At 40.8% G+C, this 23,499-nt stretch carries 24 protein-coding genes and 2 pseudogenes; 24 read left to right on the forward strand and 2 right to left on the reverse strand.

The features are described 5' to 3' along the window. Positions 1-68: 68 nt before the first annotated feature. Positions 69-344 carry a hypothetical protein gene (locus tag DW965_RS01165; protein WP_055265064.1) on the forward strand — a complete coding sequence of 92 codons (276 nt, stop codon included), beginning with the start codon at positions 69-71 and terminating at the stop codon, positions 342-344. On the opposite strand, the gene DW965_RS01170 is transcribed toward DW965_RS01165, so the two are convergent. Both DW965_RS01170 and DW965_RS01175 read right to left on the reverse strand, forming a co-directional pair. Then, the gene (locus DW965_RS01170; protein WP_117804669.1) at positions 330-530 is read right to left on the reverse strand and encodes a Uma2 family endonuclease; all 201 of its coding nucleotides are present in this window, start codon (positions 528-530) and stop codon (positions 330-332) included. The genes DW965_RS01165 and DW965_RS01170 overlap by 15 nt on opposite strands. 38 nt (positions 531-568) lie before the next feature. Continuing rightward, entirely contained in the window at positions 569-811 is a 243-nt protein-coding gene (locus DW965_RS01175; RefSeq protein ID WP_055265060.1) for a hypothetical protein, read from the reverse strand. Between the two features lie 136 nt (positions 812-947). On the opposite strand from DW965_RS01175, the gene DW965_RS01180 reads away from it, so the two are divergent. The 23 genes and pseudogenes from DW965_RS01180 (at position 948) to glmM (ending at position 23,062) form a co-directional block, all read left to right on the forward strand. Then, positions 948-1,430, forward strand: a complete 483-nt coding sequence (locus DW965_RS01180; RefSeq protein ID WP_442857818.1) for a glycoside hydrolase family 3 N-terminal domain-containing protein — start codon at positions 948-950, stop codon at positions 1,428-1,430. A gap of 206 nt (positions 1,431-1,636) precedes the next feature. After that, complete coding sequence (locus tag DW965_RS01185; protein WP_022461716.1) at positions 1,637-1,900, forward strand: IreB family regulatory phosphoprotein; 264 nt, start codon at positions 1,637-1,639, stop codon at positions 1,898-1,900. 11 nt (positions 1,901-1,911) lie between these two features. Next, positions 1,912-2,355: a Holliday junction resolvase RuvX gene (gene ruvX, locus DW965_RS01190; protein ID WP_055228327.1), complete on the forward strand. Its 444-nt coding sequence runs from the start codon at positions 1,912-1,914 to the stop codon at positions 2,353-2,355. A gap of 15 nt (positions 2,356-2,370) precedes the next feature. Beyond that, on the forward strand, positions 2,371-2,631 hold the full coding sequence (locus DW965_RS01195; protein ID WP_022461718.1) for a DUF1292 domain-containing protein: 261 nt from the start codon (positions 2,371-2,373) through the stop codon (positions 2,629-2,631). A 178-nt stretch (positions 2,632-2,809) separates the two neighbouring features. Beyond that, positions 2,810-4,473, forward strand: a pseudogene (locus tag DW965_RS21910) (ribonuclease J). Positions 4,474-4,478: 5 nt separating this feature from the next. Further along, positions 4,479-4,814 carry a YlbF family regulator gene (locus DW965_RS01205; protein WP_158579754.1) on the forward strand — a complete coding sequence of 112 codons (336 nt, stop codon included), beginning with the start codon at positions 4,479-4,481 and terminating at the stop codon, positions 4,812-4,814. A 26-nt stretch (positions 4,815-4,840) separates the two neighbouring features. Next, on the forward strand, positions 4,841-5,254 hold the full coding sequence (locus tag DW965_RS01210) for a solute-binding protein (protein ID WP_118601583.1): 414 nt from the start codon (positions 4,841-4,843) through the stop codon (positions 5,252-5,254). 30 nt (positions 5,255-5,284) lie between these two features. After that, positions 5,285-5,949 (forward strand): annotated as a pseudogene (locus tag DW965_RS21915) (O-methyltransferase). Then, positions 5,946-7,175, forward strand: a complete 1,230-nt coding sequence (locus DW965_RS01220; RefSeq protein ID WP_055228330.1) for a peptidase U32 family protein — start codon at positions 5,946-5,948, stop codon at positions 7,173-7,175. The pseudogene DW965_RS21915 and the gene DW965_RS01220 overlap by 4 nt, the downstream one beginning before the upstream one ends. A gap of 1,194 nt (positions 7,176-8,369) precedes the next feature. Further along, positions 8,370-9,620 carry a nucleotide sugar dehydrogenase gene (locus tag DW965_RS01225; protein WP_118601582.1) on the forward strand — a complete coding sequence of 417 codons (1,251 nt, stop codon included), beginning with the start codon at positions 8,370-8,372 and terminating at the stop codon, positions 9,618-9,620. Positions 9,621-9,640: 20 nt separating this feature from the next. Beyond that, complete coding sequence (gene pssD, locus DW965_RS01230) at positions 9,641-10,114, forward strand: PssD/Cps14F family polysaccharide biosynthesis glycosyltransferase (protein WP_118601581.1); 474 nt, start codon at positions 9,641-9,643, stop codon at positions 10,112-10,114. After that, a complete protein-coding gene (gene pssE / locus DW965_RS01235; RefSeq protein ID WP_118601580.1) occupies positions 10,115-10,606 on the forward strand; it encodes a PssE/Cps14G family polysaccharide biosynthesis glycosyltransferase in 492 nt (163 codons plus the stop codon). Between the two features lie 42 nt (positions 10,607-10,648). After that, a complete protein-coding gene (locus DW965_RS01240) occupies positions 10,649-11,611 on the forward strand; it encodes a glycosyltransferase (protein ID WP_119197918.1) in 963 nt (320 codons plus the stop codon). Further along, positions 11,608-12,879, forward strand: a complete 1,272-nt coding sequence (locus tag DW965_RS01245; protein ID WP_118601578.1) for a CDP-glycerol glycerophosphotransferase family protein — start codon at positions 11,608-11,610, stop codon at positions 12,877-12,879. Before DW965_RS01240 ends, DW965_RS01245 begins: the two co-directional genes overlap by 4 nt. A 284-nt stretch (positions 12,880-13,163) precedes the next feature. Then, a complete protein-coding gene (locus DW965_RS01255; protein ID WP_118601576.1) occupies positions 13,164-13,391 on the forward strand; it encodes a DapH/DapD/GlmU-related protein in 228 nt (75 codons plus the stop codon). A gap of 106 nt (positions 13,392-13,497) precedes the next feature. Then, the gene (locus DW965_RS01260) at positions 13,498-14,571 is read left to right on the forward strand and encodes a pyridoxal-phosphate-dependent aminotransferase family protein (protein WP_118601575.1); all 1,074 of its coding nucleotides are present in this window, start codon (positions 13,498-13,500) and stop codon (positions 14,569-14,571) included. A 21-nt stretch (positions 14,572-14,592) separates the two neighbouring features. Further along, a complete protein-coding gene (locus DW965_RS01265) occupies positions 14,593-15,918 on the forward strand; it encodes an adenylyltransferase/cytidyltransferase family protein (RefSeq protein ID WP_118601574.1) in 1,326 nt (441 codons plus the stop codon). Continuing rightward, positions 15,919-16,674, forward strand: a complete 756-nt coding sequence (locus tag DW965_RS01270) for a glycosyltransferase (RefSeq protein WP_118601573.1) — start codon at positions 15,919-15,921, stop codon at positions 16,672-16,674. A 9-nt stretch (positions 16,675-16,683) separates the two neighbouring features. Then, positions 16,684-17,973 carry a hypothetical protein gene (locus DW965_RS01275; RefSeq protein ID WP_118601572.1) on the forward strand — a complete coding sequence of 430 codons (1,290 nt, stop codon included), beginning with the start codon at positions 16,684-16,686 and terminating at the stop codon, positions 17,971-17,973. Positions 17,974-18,151: 178 nt separating this feature from the next. After that, entirely contained in the window at positions 18,152-19,396 is a 1,245-nt protein-coding gene (locus DW965_RS01280; RefSeq protein ID WP_119197919.1) for a hypothetical protein, read from the forward strand. Beyond that, entirely contained in the window at positions 19,386-20,120 is a 735-nt protein-coding gene (locus DW965_RS01285) for a glycosyltransferase family 2 protein (protein ID WP_118601570.1), read from the forward strand. Before DW965_RS01280 ends, DW965_RS01285 begins: the two co-directional genes overlap by 11 nt. Positions 20,121-20,185: 65 nt before the next feature. Then, a complete protein-coding gene (locus DW965_RS01290; RefSeq protein ID WP_118601569.1) occupies positions 20,186-21,673 on the forward strand; it encodes a flippase in 1,488 nt (495 codons plus the stop codon). A 3-nt stretch (positions 21,674-21,676) separates the two neighbouring features. Further along, complete coding sequence (gene glmM / locus DW965_RS01295) at positions 21,677-23,062, forward strand: phosphoglucosamine mutase (RefSeq protein ID WP_118601568.1); 1,386 nt, start codon at positions 21,677-21,679, stop codon at positions 23,060-23,062. The last annotated feature ends 437 nt before the right edge of the window (positions 23,063-23,499 follow it).

Consider the following 23,499-nt stretch of genomic DNA (forward strand, 5'->3'; position numbering starts at 1 on the left):
ATTGAGAAAAGTTACGGCTCGCAGATGTCTGAGAACAGCAATCATGGCGATGAAAGAACTTCCCTGCAGTGCAGGCAAAAGCTTGGCAGAAAAAAGCAAAGGCAGACCCCATTCTGCGTGAAAAACTGCTTCAGACAAGGGAAAATCCGAATCCAATCCACGCATTCTGCGAAATCTGCCATGCCTATGGCGTTTCCATCTATGAAATGGATCTTGCCATGGCAGGTGAAGAATTTTACGCAGAAATCAAACGCAGCACCAATGGCGGCGGAGAAAATTCCCCGGCGCTTGAAGGGGAAGATGACTTCTATGAGCTGTTTCTGGCAGCGTTAGAAAATATATGATTTTTTGCGAAGAATGTAAGTATTGATGAGTGTGGAAAGCTGCATGGACAGTGCCTGATGAACCTGCGAAGGGCTTGCCATGTCGTAGACGACACCGTCAAAAACTTCGAAGCGTTTCTCTTCTGGAAGCATTTCATACTGTTCCAGCGTGACTTTTTCGAGCTGTGGTTGAAGAACTGGCGTCATAAAATACACATCTTTTCCCAAAAATGAAATGAAATCGCTTAAAATTCTTTCTTTAAATGTTCTGCGAGAATCGTATCGTAATCGCCTTCGATTTCCTCATCGCGCCCTGCATACCGCAGATTGGTCTCCACGCCGACCGGCTCCACATCGTCTGCAAATTCCCAGATATGATACCGCAGACCGCGGTGCTCAAAGTCGATGCTTCCGCAGTTGTCCTCTTCCGTATAGGAAAACGTGATTTTTTTCTCGTTTAAGACAGATTGAATTTGTGTCATATGCATAAAGCGTGATACCTCCGATTTTGTAGTTATCTGGAATAAAAAACAGCTACATTTGTTTACATTAGTATAGAACAGGGCGGGAGAAAATTCAATCGAAATTCTGGTCAGAATCATCGCAGCAGCTCTCACACGCGGTGTGCAGAGACAGCACGGGGTCGGAACGACCATCAAACATTACGCCTGCAACAATCAGGAAGAAAACCGCCGCGGCGTATCGAGCATCGTCTCCGAGCGCGCTCTGCGTGAGATCTATCTGAAGGGCTTCGAAATTGCAATCAAAGAATCCCAGCCAAAGGCGATCATGACCTCCTACAACAAGGTAAACGGTGTCCACACCGCCAACAGCTACGATCTGTGCACAACCGCTGCAAGAAAGGAATGGGGCTTTGCCGGCATCATCATGACAGACTGGACCACAACAAACGCCGACGGAGGCTCCTCTGCCGCAAAATGCATTGCTGCCGGAAACGATCTTGTGATGCCGGGAACCGAAACCGACCGCCGCGAAATCCTGGATGCGCTGAGTGCCGAAAATGACCAGTATCTCGAGGAAAAAGACCTGACCGCCTGTGCCCAGAGAATCCTGGAAATGATTTTTACTTCCAATTTATATGAATAATGCGGCGTTTTCAGGGATAAAATAACATCAGAAATAGCTGCCGCCACTTCACAAAGCAAAATTTTCCATGCGGGCTTTGAATGTTACAGTTCGCTGAGATGCAGTGAACTGTAACATTCAAATAGTTGGGCAATTTCACGATTGAAATTTCCCATAACATGTATTAGAATATAAATGATATCAATAAATACGAGGACGTGAAAAGAATGTCAGGATTAAGTAACACACAATATTTTAAAGTAAAAACAGAGCCGGAGATTCAGGTAAAAGAGGTACTCGAAACCGTTTACAACGCCATGGTAGAAAAAGGGTATAATCCAGTCAACCAGATCGTAGGCTATATCATGTCAGGCGATCCGACGTACATTACAAGCTTCAAGGGGGCCAGAAGCCTGATCATGAAAGTAGAGCGTGATGAACTGGTAGAGGAACTGTTAAAAGAGTACATCAAAAATGAATCCTGGAAGTGAGCGTAATTACTATGAGAATAATGGGATTAGATTACGGCTCAAAAACAGTAGGGGTGGCAGTCAGCGACCCTCTGGGTCTTACTGCGCAGGGAATCGAAATTGTCCGCAGAAAATCGGAGAATAAGCTGCGCCAGACGCTGGCCCGGATTGAAGAGATAGCAAAAGAGTACGGCGTGGAAAAAATCGTACTCGGCTTCCCGAAACATATGAACAACGACATCGGAGAGCGGGCCGAAAAATCTCTCGAGTTCAAAGAAATGCTGGAGAGACGGACAGGTCTGCCCGTTGTTATGTGGGACGAGCGGCTGACAACGGTCGAAGCAGACCGCACCATGATGGAAACCGGAATCCGCAGGGAAAACCGCAAGGAGTACGTAGATATGATTGCAGCTGTTTTTATCCTGCAGGGATATCTGGACTATCTTTCCCATCAGAAGGAATCACAGGAAAACTGAACAAAGGAATATTGTATGGAAAAAATAACATTTGTAACAGATGATGGCGGCAAAGAAGAATTTTACGTGGAGGAGCAGACCAGAATCAACGGAGTCAACTACATTCTGGTATCCGATTCGAAGGACGACGAGGCAAATGCCTATATTCTGAAGGATATCTCCACCGACACCGACGCAGAGGCAGAGTATGTTATGGTAGAAGACGACACCGAATTCGATGCCGTTTCCGGCGTATTTGCTTCCATGTTGGATGACGAGGCAGACATCACCTATTGAACCAGCCGTTTTGAAGCCATACCGGGACGCAGACGAAGCGGGACCGGGACAGCGCTTTAAAGGGCAAATCCTGCAGGTGCGGGACATGCTCCATCAGCCTGAAGTGACGCTCAGGGGATGCGTGCGTGAAGCCGTACCGGTAACGGAATCGTTTGGAAAACATGCGCGGAGGTGCTATTTGAAAAAGAATAATGGAAGTAAATTAAAAATTATACCGCTTGGCGGTCTGGAACAGATCGGTATGAACATCACCGTTTTCGAGTATGAGGACAGTATCATCGTCGTAGACTGCGGACTTGCGTTCCCGGAAGACGACATGCTCGGTATCGACCTGGTCATCCCGGATGTAACATATCTGAAAGAAAACATCGACAAAGTCAAAGGCTTCGTCATCACCCACGGCCACGAGGACCATATCGGAGCCCTGCCTTACATCTTAAAAGAAGTGAACGTGCCGGTCTACGCCACCAAACTGACGATTGGCCTGATCGAAAACAAATTAAAGGAGCACAACCTGCTCCGCACCACAAAACGGAAAATCATCAAACACGGACAGTCCATCAACCTGGGCGCATTCCGCATTGAGTTTATCAAAACAAACCACAGTATTGCAGATGCAGCAGCACTGGCAATCTACTCCCCGGCTGGCATCATCGTCCACACCGGAGACTTCAAAGTCGACTACACACCAGTCTTTGGTGATGTCATCGACCTGCAGAGATTCGCAGAGATCGGAAAGAAAGGCGTTCTGGCACTGATGTGCGACAGTACCAATGCAGAGCGGCCTGGCTTTACCATGTCCGAGCGGACCGTAGGAAAGACGATCGACGGCCTGTTTGCCGAGCATCAGAATTCCCGAATCATCATCGCAACCTTCGCATCGAACGTCGACCGTGTGCAGCAGATCATCAATTCTGCTTATAAATACGGCCGTAAAGTTGTCATCGAGGCCGCAGTATGGTCAACATCATCTCCATCGCGCAGGAGCTGGGCTACATCAATATCCCGGAAAATACCCTGATCGATGTGGAGCAGATGAAAAACTACACCGGCGAGCAGCTTGTCCTGATCACTACCGGAAGCCAGGGCGAGTCCATGGCAGCACTGTCCCGTATGGCGGCACACCTGCACAAAAAGATCTCGATCCTGCCGGGCGACACCGTGATCTTCAGTTCCCACCCAATCCCGGGAAATGAAAAAGCCGTTTCGAACGTCATCAACGAACTGTCTGCACAGGGTGCCAACGTCGTATTCCAGGACGTTCACGTATCCGGACATGCCTGCCAGGAGGAAATCAAGCTGATCTACTCCCTGGTAAAACCGAAATACGCGATCCCGGTACACGGCGAATACCGCCACTTAAAAGCACACGCAGAAGTAGCACAGAGCCTCGGCATCCCGAAAGAGAACATCTTCCTCATGTATTCCGGTGATGTCATGGAACTCGATGAGGACGGCGCAGCAGTAACTGGCAAAGTCCACACCGGAGCCATCATGGTCGACGGACTCGGCGTTGGTGATGTGGGAAATATCGTCCTGCGTGACCGCCAGCATCTGTCCGAGGACGGAATCATGGTCGTTGTACTGACTCTCGAAAAGAGAACAAACCAGCTTCTGGCCGGCCCGGACATCGTATCCCGCGGTTTCGTCTATGTACGCGAATCCGAGGATTTGATGGGCGAGGCAAGAGAAGTTGTAGAAGAGGCACTGGATGGCTGCCTTTCCAAAAATATCTCCGACTGGGGCAAGATCAAATCCACGATCAAAGATGCCCTCGGCGATTATGTATGGAAGAAAACAAAGAGAAGACCGATGATCCTTCCAATCATCATGGAGGCATAAATACCATGGACAAAGTAACAGAATGTCTGGATGCGCTCATCGAAGAAATGAGGGAGAGCAGGGCATATCAGAATTACTTGTGGATGGAAGAGGAACTTGAAAAAGACCCGGACTTAAAAAGCCGGGTCGACGACTATCGAATCCGCAACTACCGACTGCAGCAGTCCGAAAACGTAGACCTTTACGATGCGGTAGATTCCCTGGAGCGGGATTCCTACGCACTCCGCAAAAGCGAGAAGGCAAACGCTTATCTTGAGGCGGAGCTTGAGGTCTGTAAGATGGTACAGAAGGTGCAGGACCGTATTTCAGAAGAAATCCGCATCGGCGTACCGGAAATCTAAAACCGAAAATCAAAAGGAGAGCGCCCATGTCCGAAAAGAAAAGGGATGCCGGATACCGCGCAGCGCTGACAGGTGCGAAAGGAACCGTGCGCCTGCTCATTTACGTCTGCGTGATTCTTGTGATCATTCTGGCAGCGAAAACTTCATATCAGTTTGGACATGACGTGTTTGCCGAGGAGCCAGTCGCATCCAGAGGAAAAGGAAAGGAAGTCACCGTACAGGTGCGTTCCGGCATGGAGGCAAAAGAACTCGGTGAACTCCTGAAAGACAACGGACTGATCGACGAAAGCATTCTGGTTTTCGAAGTCCAGTACCGCCTGTCCGGCTATTACGGCGGCATCAAGGACGGCTCCTACGTGCTGAATACCGCACAGACCGTCGATGAAATGCTGGAAATTCTGGCGGGCGTCAACACCGAAGGACAGCCGTCCGCGGAATAACGCACGTTTGCAAAACAAGAGGAATCTTACATGATAATAGACGAACGAATGGTAACCTACATCAATTCCTTGGACACCGGCCACACCCCGTTTCTGGAAAATCTGGAGCGGACGGCCAAACAGGACCGGGTGCCGATCATTCGCCGTGAAATGCAGAGCTTTTTAAAAGTATTCTTAAAGATGAAACAGCCAAAGAGAATCCTGGAGGTAGGAACTGCCGTAGGATTCTCTGCTGTTTTCATGGCACAGTACGGCGAACCGGACGCAGAGATTACCACAATAGAAAATTACGAAAAACGCATCCCGATCGCACGGGAGAACTTCGAAAAATCCGGCTTCGCGACCGCATCACGCTGATCCCGGGAGACGCTGCAGAAGTCTTAAAAACCCTGGACGGCCCGTACGATTTTATCTTTATGGACGCCGCTAAGGGACAGTACATCCACTTCCTGCCGGAAGTCCTGCGTGTCCTTGATAAGAACGGCGTACTGATCACCGACAACGTGCTGCAGGACGGCGACGTCATCGAATCCCGCTTCGCCGTGGAACGCCGGAACCGCACGATCCACAAACGGATGCGGGAATACTTATTTGAACTGACACACAATGAAGGGCTGCTGACATCGGTCGTGCCGCTGGGAGATGGAATCGCGATCACGATGAAAAGCCATGAGAAGAGAGAGGAAACAACATGAGAAAACCGGAATTACTGGTTCCAGCCAGCAGTCTGGAAGTATTAAAAGTAGCAGTGATCTTCGGCGCAGATGCCGTATATATCGGCGGAGAAGTCTTCGGACTCCGCGCGAAGGCGAAGAACTTTTCGATGGAAGATATGAAAGAAGGCGTGGAGTTTGCGCATGCGCATGGAGTGAAAGTGTATGTCACCGCGAATATTCTGGCACATAACCAGGATCTTGAGGGTGTGCGGGCTTACTTTGCCGAATTGAAAGAGATCGGGCCGGATGCACTGATTATTTCCGATCCGGGAGTCTATCGCATCGCCATGGAAGTGTGCCCGGAGATTGAACGGCATATCAGTACACAGGCGAATAATACGAACTATGGAACGTATCAGTTCTGGTATGAACAGGGGGCGAAGCGCGTCGTGACAGCGCGGGAGCTGTCGCTGGCGGAGATTAAAGAGATTCGGGAGCATATTCCGGAGGAGATGGAGATTGAGACATTTATTCATGGGGCGATGTGTATTTCGTACTCGGGAAGATGTCTGCTGTCCAATTATTTCACAGGAAGAGATGCGAACCAGGGGGCTTGTACACATCCGTGCCGGTGGAAGTATGCGGTCGTGGAAGAGTCCAGACCGGGGGAGTATCTGCCGGTGTATGAGAATGAGAGAGGGACGTATATCTTTAACTCGAAAGATCTTTGTATGATTGAGCATATCCCGGATTTGCTGGATGCAGGGATTGACAGTTATAAGATTGAAGGAAGAATGAAGACGGCGCTGTATGTGGCGACGGTGGCAAGGACGTATCGGAAGGCGATTGATGATTATCTGGAGAGCCCCAAGAAGTATGAGGAGAATATGGAGTGGTATCGTGATCAGATCTCGAACTGTACGTACAGGCAGTTTACTACGGGATTTTTCTATGGGAAGCCGGATCATGAGAGCCAGATTTATGATAGTAATACGTATGTGAAGGAGTATACGTATCTGGGGATTGTTGGGGAGAAGAATGAAAAAAGTAGATATGCGATTGAGCAGAGGAATAAGTTTTCGGTTGGGGAAGAGATTGAAGTGATGAAACCGGATGGGGAGAATGTCTGCGTTACGGTGAAGGGGATCTGGGATGATGAAGGGAACCAGATGGAGAGTGCGCCGCATCCGAAGCAGAAATTGTGGATTGATCTTGGCGTGGAATTGGATAGGTTTGATATTTTGAGAAGGAAAGAAATGGAATAGGATAGGAAAATAAAAGGGATTAGGAACGTGTCATTTTCGAAAGGTTGCTAATCCTTTTTTGTGCGAATAGAGATTATGTAAAGCAATGGTAATGATAAAAGAAACAAATAGGAAAAAGTTCGACATTCTGTGAAGAAAGTTGCTTCATAATGTTTACAAACTGGAGCAAATAAGCTAGAATGTACATGATATTAGTGGGCGAAGGCTAAATGCTGTTTTAATAGGCCATAAGTCACAAAAATATGTTAAGTATCATTACAAACGGAATGTATATAACTGGCAATGTCTAGGTCTAATTCTCCGGAAAAATAGAATGGTCAAGGGTGGAGTTCTAAAAACATGGTTTTGGGCAATAAGTGAGCTTTTCACTACATCCTGATACAGATAAACGAGGTTTCGTGTAGAGATATGTATACCTCTAATTAACTGGAAATATTGCATGAGAATGAAGTGAAAAAATCATTTAATAAAAATTTTTGTTAAGTTAAACAACATGCTTTTGAAAAACACTCAATAAAATATACAAAATGCACTAAAAAATACGTTGCAGCACAGAATAAATGTCTACCTCAAACTTTCAGTGGCGGCATGATGGTCTACGGTGGCGTATAAAACTCATACAAAATACCCCTACTACGAGCCTGTTTTATTGCAGAGCAAGATAGTGGCATGATACCTTCATTTTTCCGAAGAATTAGAGGTGGAGGTTGAAAGTATTGAAAAGCCCAAAATCTATTTTTCTGGAAAAGTTTATTGCAGACGAGAGATGGATATGATAACTGCATTTTTCTGGAGAATTAGAGGTAGTGAGGGGGAGATGATTGTTCATGTTGCAACAAGAGCGAGGTATGAGCTTGTACAGTTTTAACAAAGTGAGTCGGTGTACGGGTTATGACAATAAAGGTCAGCACTTTGAAAAATGGAGAAGTGCGACTGCGAGTTATGACAATAAGACCTAACACTTTGTCGGTGAGCTGGTATGAAGGTGTCTACCATAAAGTTTCAGTTGAGGAAAAATGAGAGTGTAGCCTGTGACAGGTCTACATAAAAGATTCAGTGGTGGTCGGAAAAATAGATGACTACTGTGAGAAAAATGATAACTACAGTGTGATGAACAGATTGTTTGATATAGATTGCTCGGCTCAATATGAGCCTTCCATATAAGTAAGATGAATTTCAGGAGGATATAGGATTATGAAAAAGGACTATAAAATTGCGGTTGCCGGTACAGGCTATGTTGGTTTGTCAATTGCTACATTGCTCTCCCAGCACCATCAGGTGACTGCTGTGGATATCATCCCGGAGAAGGTGGACATGATTAACAACCGTAAGTCCCCGATTCAGGATGACTATATCGAGAAGTATCTCGCAGAAAAAGAACTGAACCTGACCGCAACACTGGATGCAAAGGCTGCATACTCTGATGCGGACTTTGTTGTTATAGCGGCCCCTACGAACTACGACAGTCACACGCAGCATTTCGACACATCTGCGGTTGAGGCTGTGATCAAGCTGGTCATGGAGTACAATCCGGATGCAATTATGGTCATCAAGTCCACCATTCCGGTTGGCTACACCGCAAGCGTGCGTGAGAAGTTCAACAGCAAGAACATCATTTTCAGCCCGGAGTTCCTGCGTGAGTCTAAGGCTCTGTATGACAATCTGTATCCTTCTCGTATCATCGTTGGCACTGACTTGAACGATGAGCGGCTGGTCGAAGCAGCTCATGAGTTCGCTGATCTGCTGCAGGAGGGAGCTATTAAGGAGAACATCGACACCCTGTTCATGGGCTTCACCGAAGCAGAGGCTGTTAAGCTGTTCGCCAATACATATCTTGCCCTGCGCGTGGCTTATTTCAACGAGCTGGACACCTATGCAGAAAGCAAGGGATTGAACACCCAGCAGATCATCGATGGTGTTTGCCTTGATCCTCGTATCGGCAGCCACTACAACAATCCGTCCTTTGGCTACGGCGGATACTGCCTGCCGAAGGATACCAAGCAGCTGCTGGCTAACTATGCTGATGTGCCGGAGAATCTGATCGAAGCAATCGTTGAGAGCAACAGAACAAGAAAAGACTTCATCGCCGACCGTGTCCTGAAGCTAGCAGGCTACTACGGCTACGATGCAGAGAACGAGTTTGATGAAGATAAAGAGAAAAAGGTAACGATTGGTGTGTACCGTTTGACCATGAAGAGCAACAGCGATAACTTCCGTCAGAGTTCTATCCAGGGTGTTATGAAGCGTATTAAGGCAAAGGGCGCAACTGTGATCATCTATGAGCCAACTCTGAAAGACGGTGAGACTTTCTTTGGATCTGTTGTTGTGAATGACCTGGCAAAGTTCAAGGAAATGAGCCATGCCATCATCGCAAATCGCTATGACAAGTGTCTGGATGATGTGAAGGATAAGGTTTATACACGCGATATTTTCCAGCGTGACTAATAGTGTGGGTTGGTTAAGAGATGGATGAAAAGAAAAAAATCAAGATATGCTTTGCGGCTTCATCAGGCGGACACTATGAGCAGCTCATGATGTTAAAACCGCTGATGGAAAAATATGATAGCTTTGTCATTACTGAAAAGACTGATTATAACGCAGAAGCAAAAGATGAAAAAACATATTATATGCAGCAGGTCAACCGCAGAGAAAAAGATTTTATCTGGCGGATGATTCAAAATGCTTGGAAGTCTATCGGCATTTACAGAAAAGAGAAACCTGATGTAGTAATCTGCACAGGAGTTCTAGCGATGATACCGATTTGTTTGATTTCTAAACTTATGGGGAAAAAGCTGATTTACATTGAATCTTTTGCAAAAGTTACTTCTCCGACAGAAACCGGAAAACTGCTCTATAAATTTGCAGATCAGTTTTATGTTCAGTGGAAGCCGATGCTAAAGTTCTATCCTAAAGCCATATATTTAGGAGGAATCTATTAAATGGATAATAAGATTTTTATAACACTTGGATCACAAAAATTTCAATTTAATAGATTGTTGAAGGCTGTAGATGAGTTGTGCGAAAAGGGAATAGTTGACGCTGAAAATGTATTTGCGCAGATTGGATATAGCGATTATTTGCCCGAAAAATATAGCTATAAAAAGTTTTTAAACAGAGATGAGTTCAGCAAAGAAATGGGAGAAGCCGATATTGTCATAACTCATGGAGGTACTGGCGCTATTATTGGAGCTGTAAAGAAGGAAAAGAAGGTCATAGCTGTTCCCCGCCGTGCAAAATATGGAGAACATGTTGATGACCATCAACTTCAGCTAATTAAGCAATTTGATGATCTTAATTTGATTTGTACTTGTTATAATACATGTGAACTTGCAAATGCATTGGAGATAGTGAAGCATGCAAAGTATAAACGATATCAATCAAATACCTGTAATATTATAGAAAGCATAGACACATATATTAGCACATTATAAAAAAGATGTAGTGTGCGATTATATAGATAAGGATGAGAATAAATGAAAAAAGTTGCAATAATTTTAGCTACATATAATGGAGAAAGATACTTATCTGAACAGTTGGAAAGTTTAAGAAAACAAACATATAAAAATATTAAGGTCTATATTCATGATGATGGCTCTAGTGATAAAACACTTGATATCATAAAAGAATATGTTGAGCATAAACGAGGAACGATTGAATTCGAATTATTTAGTAAAAAAAGCTTAAGGTATCCAATGTGTTTTATTAACACGCTTCTTGAAATTCCAAAAGCCGATTACTATGCGTTTTGTGATCAGGACGATGTCTGGAATGAAGATAAAATAGAAAAAGCAGTTAAAGCAATCGAAAAGTTTGGTGAAGAAAGCAAGCCATCACTTTTCTACTCCGCAGTTGATTATTATGATGGAAATTTGAATTATATAAGGAATGCAAGGTTTATAGACCACAAAAAGCCTACCGTTGCGAAATATTCACTTCAGGAAATGTTATTAGGCGGAGAAGCTATGGGAATGACTTTTCTATTTAACAATTGTCTTAGAGATGTTATGCGAACTGTTGTACAAAATGGTGGAAACGATTTTAAAGATACCTTCATGAAAATTTATTGTGCTGCAAAGGGTATCGTGATTTATTCTTCAGAACCGTGTGCAAAATACAGACGACATGCATCAGCAACGACGGTTGGAATGAATCCGGCCGGGAAGTTTCATAGGCTATTAAATATGGCAAATAAAATATATTTGCAGAAGGATGGAATGGCTTCTATTCAGGATACAATCAATTACTTAAATGTTCATGACCTGGAAAATATGTCACAAGAAAATAAGAGAATAATTGAATTATTCGCTCAACCTAATACAATGGACAAAAAGGTGAAGAAAGTTTTTTATCGGGGGCGGTTTAGACTATTTCTTACTGATGAAATTGGATATAGGCTGCATTTTTGTTTGGCCGTATCTAAGAAGGGGGAAGAATGAGCACTTTAAAAAATATTATAAAAGGCCTGTATTATTCAGAAATGGCAAAGCCAATTCGACAAGTTCACTATATGATAAGCTATCAAAAAGGAACAAAGAACTACGCGGAAAACATAAATAAAATAAAAAAAAGCAAAGATAAAATGCGTGTAGTGTTTGTTCTGGAATATAGTGAAATCTGGAATTCCTCAAAAACTGTATATGAGGCAATTAATCGCATGCAGAACACAGAAGTATGGATTTATACTTTGCCCAAGTATCCTAATATTAAAGATAATCCAGCATTTGAGTTTGCAAGAAAAAAAAATAGAAATGTAATTGACGGGTACGATAAGATTAATAAAAAATGGATAGATTTGCAACAGCTGCATCCGGATTATGTTTTTTATACTCGACCTTATGCTAAGGAATATCCAGAGCAATTGAGGCCAGCTGTTGTATCAAGATACACTCGAATTTGCTATATTCCTTATGGATATGAATTTGTCAAAGGCTATCACTTAGAAATAGAATATAACATGAACTTCTTCCCATATTGTTATATGACATTCTGCGATGGTGACTCTTCTTATGAGTACTGTAAAAAATTGGCTAGAAACGAGACCTTACGTAAAATTTATAATATTGGATACCCTCGATTTGATGTTGTGAATAGATTGAAAACGAGTGAGAATGCTCAGGGTAAAGAAAAATTTACTATTTTGTGGACACCACGTTGGTCGGTTGAAAGTCTCGCTAATGATGGCACTTCTTTTTTTGAGTTTATTAACCCTTTTTTGAATTTCTTTGAAATGCCACGTAATAAAAATTTATTTCTGGTCATTCGCCCGCATCCGTTGATGTTTGAGAATTTTTTAAAGCTTGGTGTTATGAGCAAAATAGATGTGGCAAATTTGAGGCATCGTATTGATTTAATGAAAAATGTATCATTTGATGATTGCGAAAACTATTTGATATCGGGTCGCAATGCGGATTTGATTATTTCCGATTTTTCATCGATGCTTATTGAGTTTTTACTCCTTGATAAACCAATTATATATTGTGGAAAAAGCGATAATTTTGATATTGTAGGTAAGAAAATGGATGAAGGCTTCTATCATTTAAATAAATCGCATGATATCTGTAAAATGATAGTTGATTATCTAAATAATGGGGACACTATAAAGCAAAAACGCGAGCAAATCATTGGTGAATTATCAACGAGAAATGAAGAGGAAATCGGAAATATAATTGCAAATATTCTGCGTATGGATTTTGAGGAAAGATAAAATGCGATTTCTTGATAAAGGATGGAAAAAGATTATAGCGGTTATAATAAAATTGCTTCCACAGAAGTACACAAATGTGGGATTGAATTTGCTAGGTATTCGAGTAGGAAATAATTCGACAATTTCCAAAACTACATACTTTCAGACTAATCGTGTTGAAATAGGAAATAATGTTTATATTAATAAATTTTGCGAGTTTCATACAGGAATAGGACAAGGCGGTCGTATTATAATAGAAGACGATTGTGACATAGCTATGGGCGTTAAGTTTATATGCGAAACACATGAAATGTGCAACGGGGGGGGGAAGACGAGCAGGTAAAGACGTATATAAAACTATACATATAAAGGAAAAGTGCTGGATAGGTGCAGAGGTTCTCATTCTGCCAGGAGTTACAATAGGAAAAGGGTGTGTTGTGGCAGCAGGAGCTATTGTTACAACAGATGTTGAGGAAAACACAATGGTGGCAGGTGTTCCTGCAAGGATTATAAAGCGGCTACCAGTTTTATGAAGTGGTAACTTGAATGGAGAGAATTTGTTAAAGATAACAGTTCTATTATTTGTTTTGATGATTTTATAGAACTAGAACGATATTGGTTAGGTGGAGGATAGATAAAATGCTTAATTTTACAGTTGGTCCGGTAATGTCAGATAATACAGTGCGCACTATTGGCGCAGAACAGGTTCCATATTTTAGAACGCCTGAGTTTTCTGCTGTCATGCTTGAAAATGAAAAGTTGATGAAAAAATTTGCAAAAGCCGGCGATAACGCTAGAGTAGTGTTTATTACTGGTTCTGGTACGGCAGCTATGGAAGCAACTGTTATGAATGTCTTTGATAAGACGGATAAGGTCCTAGTCGTAAACGGCGGCAGCTTTGGTCAGCGTTTTGTGGAGTTGTGCCAGATTCATGAGATTCCGTATGAGGAAATCAAGCTGAAGAAAGGTAAAGCACTTAAAAAAGAACAGTTGGATATGTACGATGGGAAAGGCTTTACTGGGTTCCTCGTTAATGTACACGAAACCTCAACTGGTGTTCACTATGACATTGAGATGATCAGTGAGTTTTGTAAGAAGAACGGAATCTTTCTGGTCGTAGATGCCATTAGCTCCTTCCTTGCAGATGACTTTGATATGAACAAACTTGGTGTACAGGTAATGCTTACGGGTTCCCAGAAAGCATTGGCTTGTCCTCCGGGTGTATCGGTTATTGTCTTATCTGATGAAGCTGTCAAGCGTGTAGAGGAGCGTGATGTGAAGTGCATGTATCTGAATCTAAAATCTGCTCTTAAAAATGGCGAGCGGGGACAGACACCTTTTACGCCAGCAGTGGGAACTTTGCGTCAAATTAATGCGCGTTTAAAAGAAATTGAAGCTGCAGGTGGTGTTGAGAGTGAAACAAAGAAAATTGCGGAACTTGCTCAAGATTTTAGAGCTAAGATTAAGGGATTGCCTCTTGAAGTCGTTTCTGAGTCAATGTCCAACGCAGTTACACCGTTGCATCCGCTGAATGTTTCGGCCTACGATGTTTTTATGACGCTCAAAGATGAGTATGGCATTTGGATTTGTCCTAATGGCGGAGAAATGAAAGATACCATTTTCCGGGTTGGTCATATTGGTGCGTTGACAAAAGAGGACAATACTACACTTGTGAATGCTTTTAAGGATTTACAGAAGCGTGGACTTCTTTGATTATATGGAGGGAAGCAAGATATGGTAAAAGTGATTACATATGGTACCTATGACTTGCTTCACTATGGTCATATTAAGCTATTGGAACGCGCAAAAGCACTGGGTGATTATTTAATTGTAGGTGTCACGGCAGATGACTTTGATAAAACTCGCGGAAAAATCAATGTGCAGCAGTCATTGATGGAGCGCATTGAGGCAGTTCGTGCTACAGGGCTTGCGGATAAGATCATTGTGGAGGAATATGAGGGGCAAAAGATAGATGATATTCGCAGGTATGATGTGGATATTTTTACAGTTGGGTCGGATTGGGTAGGGAAATTCGATTATTTGAATGAATACTGCAAAGTAGTGTATCTGGAACGAACAGAAGGAATTTCGAGTACTGAATTAAGAAGTATACAACACTCTATTAGACTTGGGCTGGTTGGTAGTTCTAGTTTTTTAAACAAGGTATATAGTGAATGTGATTATGTAAATGGCGTAGATGTGGTTGCCGTTTGTACAGATGAAGAAAATGGTTTAGATAATAGAGTTCTTTCAGTTGATACAGTAACGGATAATTATGATGATTTTCTTAAAAAAGTGGACGCTGTTTATATTCGTTCTCTTCCGAGTTTACACTATGGTCAAATTTTACATGCTATTGAGTGCGGAAAACATGTTTTATGCGAGTCACCAATCGCGGTAGACTTCAATCAAACCAAGCATTTGTTTGGTATGGCCAATGAACGAGGGGTGGTCCTAATGGAAGGAATAAAGACCGCTTATTCAACAGCATATCAAAGATTACTTTTATTAATTGAAAGTGGGAAAATTGGAAGAGTTGTTTCAGTTGATGCAACTTGTACAAGTTTGAAATCTTTTGCTAACAATAAATACTCAGACTGGCCTGGATTTTATGAATGGGCCCCAACAGCGTTATTGCCGATATTTGGTATATTAAGAACGAACTATACTTCGAAAAGGATTGTTTCATATCGAAACAATCAACTCTCTGATCTATTTACCAAAATAGATTTTGTTTTTGAACACGCAGTTGCTTCAATTAAAGTTGGTGATGGAGTAAAATCAGAAGGAAATCTTATCGTTTCAGGAACCAAAGGCTACATTTATGTACCTGCGCCATGGTGGAAGACCGATTATTTTGAAGTTAGGTATGAAAATTCAAATGAGAATAAAAGATATTTCTATCAACTTGAGGGAGAGGGAATCCGCTATGAACTTGTGACTTTTAGTAGGGCAATAGAAAAGAATACACGAAATTATAATATTGAATATGAAACAAGCCTAGCAATTTCTAAAATAATAGAAGACTATGAAAACGGAAGAAAGGTGACATGGATTTAAATGATGGAGGATAAAAATAGGGAGTACAGTATATCTGTTATATGTGTATATAATGATAAACAAAGAATGAATGAACAGCTGAAGAAAACTTTATCAGACCAAGCGTGCACATACGACTTTGTTCCTGTAAATAACGTCAACAATCAATTTAAATCGGCTGCAGAAGCACTTAATTTTGGAGCTCTGAAAGCTAAGGGTGATATTCTTGTTTTTGCGCATCAAGATATTATTTTTAAGACACAAAACGAACTTTCCTTATTTGCTAAATATATAGCCGATTATCCAGTAGGAACAATTTTAGGTGTTGCGGGAGCGGTTGAAGGTAGGAAAGAAAATATAGGTATCTATACATCAGGGGAGAAATATGATCCTCGATTGTTGACTACTGTTTCAGCTCCAATTCAAGTATCCTGCGTGGATGAATTTCTGTTTGGAATGAGAAAAGAAACGTATATTAGACACGATTTTGACGAAAAATTATGCAACAGTTGGCATTTATATGCCGTTGAGTTGTGTCTGTATAACCGTAAAAATGGAGGTGCGGTCTATGTTGTTCCGGTGAATGTACATCACTTTAGCAAAGGAAAAATAAATCTTAAATACATGGATGGGCTTGTAGAGTTAAGTGACAAATACAGGAAAGATTTTAAGCGTATATGGACAACATGCTATAAGATAAATACAAATTATATATATGTTAGGCTATTGAGAGAAATCTGGGCATTTAAAAAGAAAGTATTTAGAGAAAATTACTAGGTGAGATGTATGAGAATTCATGAAATTAACAATCAGTATGTTTTGGCAGTCTCCTATGGTAATTATCTTAAAGCAGATGGTGGAGTAGATAAAGTTATAGCTGAGCATTGTCAGCTTTTTAATAATGCTGGTGTATCATATATTCAAATTGCACCATTAAAGCCTGGCGGAATAAGCGGAATGATATTTAATTGCATTAAGCGAAATATATATACATTAGTAATCGATGGTTCCTTTCAGAAGCTTGTTGATGAAGAAGAAATAATTAGAATGCTCATGCGATACGAACGCGGTGAAAAGCAAATGATAGCATTTCATATTCATCATTTGAAAAAGAATAATATACGATTTTTGAATAGAATATCAAGTATTGCGAAATGTAATACCTATTTTTTTGTGCATGATTATAACTCAATCTGTGAGCATCCCAATCTATTAGAAAACGGAAGTAGATTTTGTGGATATACAGCAAAGCCATGTGATGATTGCATAGATTGTCAATATGTACATGGTATTAAAAGTATCCAGCAAAAAACAAGAAAAATATTAGGTAGCTTTAAAAACCTATATATTGTTGCTCCATCGAAAATAGCTATGAATTTATGGCTTATGACATTCGGGGATTTGGTTCAAGAAAATCATTGTTTTGTTGTGCCACATCAAAAGGCTTTTGGTGTGAATACTCTTGTGCCAGACCTGAATGATAAAATTAAGATTGCTTTTTTGGGGAAATTTGGTGATAACAAAGGAAAAAATGAATGGATTAAGGTGGCAAATGTAGTTAAAAGTGAAAAGTTAGAATATGAGCTGTTTTATTTTGGCACATCTGATATAAAAATCGATGGTGTTACTAATGTTTATGTACAAGTTAAACCAGATAATCCTAAAGCAATGTATGAAGCTTTAGTTGATAATGGAATAAATTGTGCTTTTTTGTGGTCGCTTTGCCCAGAGACGTATTCGTATACTTATCATGAGGCTTATTCGGCAAACTGTTTAGTGATTACAGATTCAGATAGTGGGAATATTGCTTCATTGGTTAATGAAAATAACAATGGAAAGGTGTACAGTACGATAGAGCAATTTATTTCGGATCTGCGAGATGATACTATTCTTGACATTATGAATAAATCCACTAGTAAAGGCCCACTTAAATATGAAGCTAACACAGATATTCTTAATCTTGTTGGAGGGAAAGGATGTATAGAGCCTACGTATGTTAAGCAATCGAACGTCGATTTACAGATGCTGATAATTAATGCAATTTATAAGGCTCTTCAATGGCATATGTTAAGATGATTGCCTTATAACTATTAACTTCAAAGACAGAACTGTTTTCTATTGAATAATCGTATATATGATTTATTCTGGATACTCAGACAATGAAGTCGGTTATAGCATATAGTCCTTGGAGAGGGACTTAAATAACTACTACAATATAATTTAAGGAGAAACGTGATTTTACCTTTGGAAATCAATGTCTGAAGAAATGAAGATATCAAAAAATAAATTAGTGCTAGTGGTTATGATTGTTTGCATTCAGTCATTTCTATATTTTGCAGATGAAGCATTTGAGATACTGAAACTGCAGCCATCTGATGTTGGCTTACTTGTCTTTTTTACGTTCGCTTTGATTAAGTCATTACGAACTAAGAAAAAAATAATTAACATAGAATATAATTTGGATCTATATATTGTCTTATTTTTTGCTTTGATTCTTACAAGTAGTATTCAAAGCAACCTTGTTTTTGGACAATCAATTATAGACGGTTTAATTCAACAAAGGAGACTTATAATATGGTGCTTGATTTATTTTCTTATAAAAAAGGCACTTGAAAGTGGAAATATTAGGTACTCAACTCTTTTTGAGGCCTTAAAAATTGTTGCGTTCTTAGAGTTGTTCTTGTTTATTCTACAGTATTTGATAGCTCCATCATTTATGTTTTTACATGTAAACACTAGCACGCGATACGGAGGCTTGAGATTTTACTTCATGCCTACGTTGCTTGATTTTCTGTTTATGGTAGAAGCTGACAAATTGTTAGATAAAAAAAGAAGCCATCAGAAAAGATTACTGTCCGCAGTAACATGCTTATTAGTAATATTTGAAACCATGGTTGTTCAAAAATTTCGCCTAACATCAATAGCTCTATTGATTTGTCTTGCCTTGGCCATGTACATCAAACGTTCAGGGATAGACACTAAAATCGCATACACTTTTTTAGGTGTTGTTCTATTTGTACTTTTGCTCAATACAACCATGGCCCAGGACTTAATTTATCAAATTAAATCTGGCTTTTCTGACTATGGACATTTCGGTGTTAGACTGGACGGACGTAAATTGTATTTAAGTATGATAGCACAACATCCGATATTAGGGGCAGGCTATCCATATATTCAAAAAGCACTAGAAGCGGCAGGGTATAATAAGGCAATATTTCTTTCAGACAATGGTGTTTTTGGATATATATATATATATGGCACTCTTGGAGCTATGTGGGTAATTATGATTTGGCGGAAACTGATAAAAATGTCAGTTAATATTTTTAAACAAACGAACGAAACGTATTTCCTGTTTTTCTATCTGTTTTTTATTATTACATCTGTTAATGAAATCCATTGGTACTGGGAAACGGGATTTGGAATCTTTATATTGTCCGTACTACTATTAGAAGAAAAGAATCAGTTGATAAAAATGGAGAAGGAAAATAATGTCAGATAACTACAAAGTTTCTATTATTACAGCTTGTTATAATAGCGAGAAAACAATTGAACGTACACTAAAAAGTGTTCTTGCTCAGACATATAGTAATTATGAATATATTATAATTGATGGCATGTCAACGGACGACACTTTGAAAATAATTGATGCATACCGCAACGCTTTTGGATCAAAGCTTAAAGTAGTTAGTGAAAGAGATTCAGGCATCTATAATGCGATGAATAAAGGAATCAAAATGGCTAGTGGTGAACTAGTTGGCATCATAAACAGCGATGACTGGTATGAGCCGGATGCGCTTCAAACAATTGTATATAGTTTTAATCATGAAAAGTACAGTGTGCTGTATGGTATGACATATAATTATCTGAATAATAAGCCTTATCAGATTTATATGATAAATTATGAGTTTCTCAATAAAGTTATGATACCACACCCATCATGTTTTGTTACAAGAGATACGTATCTTGACTTGGGCATGTATGATGAAACATACAAATCATCCGCAGACTACGATTTATTCTTAAAATTTTATTTTAGCAGAAAGGTATCGTTTATACCTATTATGAAAATTGTTAGTAATTTTTCACTTGGTGGAATGTCTTCATCACTAGTGGGGGCAATCGAAAGTAATGAAATTAAACATAAATATAAGCTGATTTCCTCTAAGGAGTATTATATTACAAGCCTTAAGCTAAGATTAAAAAAAGCATTACTTGGGAAATAATGAATTTATATTAGAGAAGATGGTTTGTTTCTCTTAATTGTTATTGTAATAAGGAGACTGAAAAATTGGGAGAGAAGTCCATAAAAAAGAACATCATTATGAGCACACTGTTGACAGTGTCAAATTGTGTGTTTCCTTTACTTACGTATAGTTATGTTGCAAGGGTTTTAGGACCCATTGGAACCGGAAAAGTCGCTTTTGTAACTTCGGTGCTGCAGTATTTTGGCTATATAGCAACATTAGGTATTCCGGCTTACGGGTTACGTGAATGTGCGAAGGTGCGCAATGATAAGGAAAAACTATCTGGCTTGGTTTATGAACTCTTTGTAATCAATTTGTGTGCTACAATTGTTGCATATATTCTTTTATTTATTGGCGTTGCTTTCTATCCTAAGTTTTATGAATATCGCTATCTCTTTGCTGTTCAAAGCATTACAATAATACTGACGAGTATTGGATTTGAGTGGCTCTATCAATCGCTTGAAGAATATGAATATATTACAAAACGTTCGCTGCTGTTTAAAACTATTTCAGTCGCTTTAACATTTCTTCTTATAAGAAATTCGGAAGATTATTTATGGTACGGTTTTGTGACAGTATTTGCATCGGCAGCAAATTATATTTGCAATTTCTTGAATGTACGAAAATATATTTCTTTTAAGGGACAGGTGAGCGAGAAACATGATTTTAAAAAGCATTTAAAGCCAATTTTTGTCTTGTTCTCAGCATCAGTTATGATTACTATTTATTCTAATTTCGATGTGGTTATGATTGGCATACTTGATTCTGAGAAGGCTGTTGGCTTATATAATGCGGCTCTTAAAATCAAGAATTTGGTTTTGGCTTTGTCAACTGCTGTAACATCAGTTTTGATACCGCGTATCACATTTTATATAAAGAATAAAAATGAATCTAAAGTAGTCACTTTGTTAGAAAAATCTTTACGGATTACATTAGTACTTGCTATTCCTTTATCAATCTTTATTATGTTTAATGTTAAACCACTCCTTCTTTTCTTTTGCGGAAGAGAATATTTGGATGCTTCAAATACATTGGTTATTCTTTCTGTGTGTATTATTGTGTTATGTATTACAAATATATTTGGTAATCAGATTTTAATACCTCATGAAAATGAAAATCGATATTCTCAGAGTATATTTGTAGGACTTTGGATTAATTTGATTCTAAACTTTCTTCTGATTCCATCACTAGGTGCTTTTGGAGCCGCAATAGGTACATTGATAACAGAGGTTTGGAATGCAATTTGGATGGGAATCGGATGCAAGAAATATATTGCAGAACTTTTAAGGCGCATAAAAGCATACAACTATTTTTTCGCTATAGCTGTTGCCTGCGTAGTTGAAATCTTTACAGGACAACTTCTTTCAGTGAATAATATTTTCTTTTATTTAGCTACTCAGACAATTGTCTTTTTTGGCTTGTATTACATTATTTTGTGGATTCTTAAAGATCCAATAATAAATGAGGGATACAATGCTGTTAGGGAGAAGACTTCTTCGTTCTTACGTTTTTGCAATAAGAGGGGAAAATAAATAATTGGAAAATACTTTGGAACAGACGGCTTCCGTGGTGAAGCCGGAATTACTTTGACAGCTGACCATGCCTACAAGGTAGGGCGTTTTCTTGGCTGGTACTATAATGCTCTCCGTGAGCGTAACGGAGATAACGAGCCCGCTCGTATTGTTATTGGTAAGGATACTCGCCGTAGTTCTTATATGTTTGAGTACAGCCTTGTGGCAGGCCTGACTGCATCTGGTGCAGATGCCTATCTGCTCCATGTTACCACCACCCCGTCGGTGGCTTATATTGCCCGTGTGGATGACTTTGACTGCGGCATTATGATTTCCGCCAGCCATAATCCATACTATGACAATGGCATCAAGCTGATCGACTGCTACGGTGAGAAGATGCCAGAAGAAACGCTGCTGCTGGTTGAGGACTACATTGATGGTAAGCTCCATGTGTTCGACCAGGACTGGCCAGAGCTGCCGTTTGCACATCGAGAGCATATTGGCTGCACGGTGGACTATGTAGCAGGCCGCAACCGCTATATGGGCTATCTGATTTCTCTGGGTATCTATTCCTTCAAGGGCGTCAAGGTCGGTCTTGACTGTGCCAACGGCAGCTCTTGGAATATTGCGAAGTCTGTGTTTGACGCACTCGGCGCAGATACCTATGTGATCAATAACCAGCCCAACGGACTGAACATCAATAACGATGCAGGCTCTACTCATATTGAGGGTTTGCAAAAGTTTGTTGTAGAAAAAGGTCTGGATGTTGGATTTGCTTACGACGGCGATGCGGATCGTTGCCTGTGTGTAGATGAGAAAGGCAATGTCATCACTGGTGACCACATTCTGTATATCTATGGTTGCTACATGAAAGAGCGTGGTAAGCTGCTGACCAATACCGTTGTCACTACAGTTATGTCCAACTTTGGCCTGTACAAGGCTTTTGACGAGCAGGGGATTGGTTACGCAAAGACCGCCGTGGGCGACAAATACGTCTACGAGTATATGGCCAAGAACGGCTGCCGTATTGGCGGTGAGCAGAGCGGTCATATCATTTTCAGCAAGTACGCCAGCACCGGCGATGGCATCCTGACGAGCCTGAAGATGATGGAGGTCATGCTGGCCAAGAAGAAGCCGATGAGCGAGCTGGCCTCCCCGCTGAAGATTTATCCGCAGGTGCTGGAGAATGTCCGTGTTACGGATAAGAAGGCGGCACAGAACGACCCGGCTGTGCAGGAAGCAGTAAGTAAAGTTACCGATGCACTGGGCGATACTGGCCGTATTTTGGTGCGTGAATCCGGTACCGAGCCGGTGGTGCGTGTTATGGTGGAAGCGCCTGAGCACGATACCTGCCAGAAATATGTGGATGAAGTGGTCAATGTAATCTGCGAAAAGGGCTATAAAGCATAAATCAGGCTGTGTGGATATACATCCACACAGTAAGCTGCTCAAATCTTCACACACCTCTCCGTGGTGAGCAGCAGGCAACGGTCTTATGACTGGCTGAGATGTGAAGGAATAGTTTGTAATGGAAACGCAGGATTAATGCTTGGATGCCTGTTCTTGTTTTGTAGATGCATCAGTGGAGAGTCTGGAGGGAAAAAGTACTTGCATCTATTGGGTATATTGGCAAGTACAGCTATGGAATCTACTGTTTCCATTAGATTGTAATCAACTGTGCACTTATGTTAATGCTTAAGGATAACAATTTGCTTTTATGGTTCGCCACGTTTGCTTTAATGAAAAGTCTAATCCCCCAGCTATGCTGGGGAGAATAGAGTAGTCGGAAGTGGTGAGGATAACAAAATAAAGCCTCCTGTGATAGAATGAGAATGGTGTCGCAAGCC

Origin of the sequence: Blautia sp. AM47-4 (assembly GCF_003479865.1) — a bacterium.
GTDB classification, from domain to species: Bacteria; Bacillota; Clostridia; order Lachnospirales; family Lachnospiraceae; genus Fusicatenibacter; species Fusicatenibacter saccharivorans.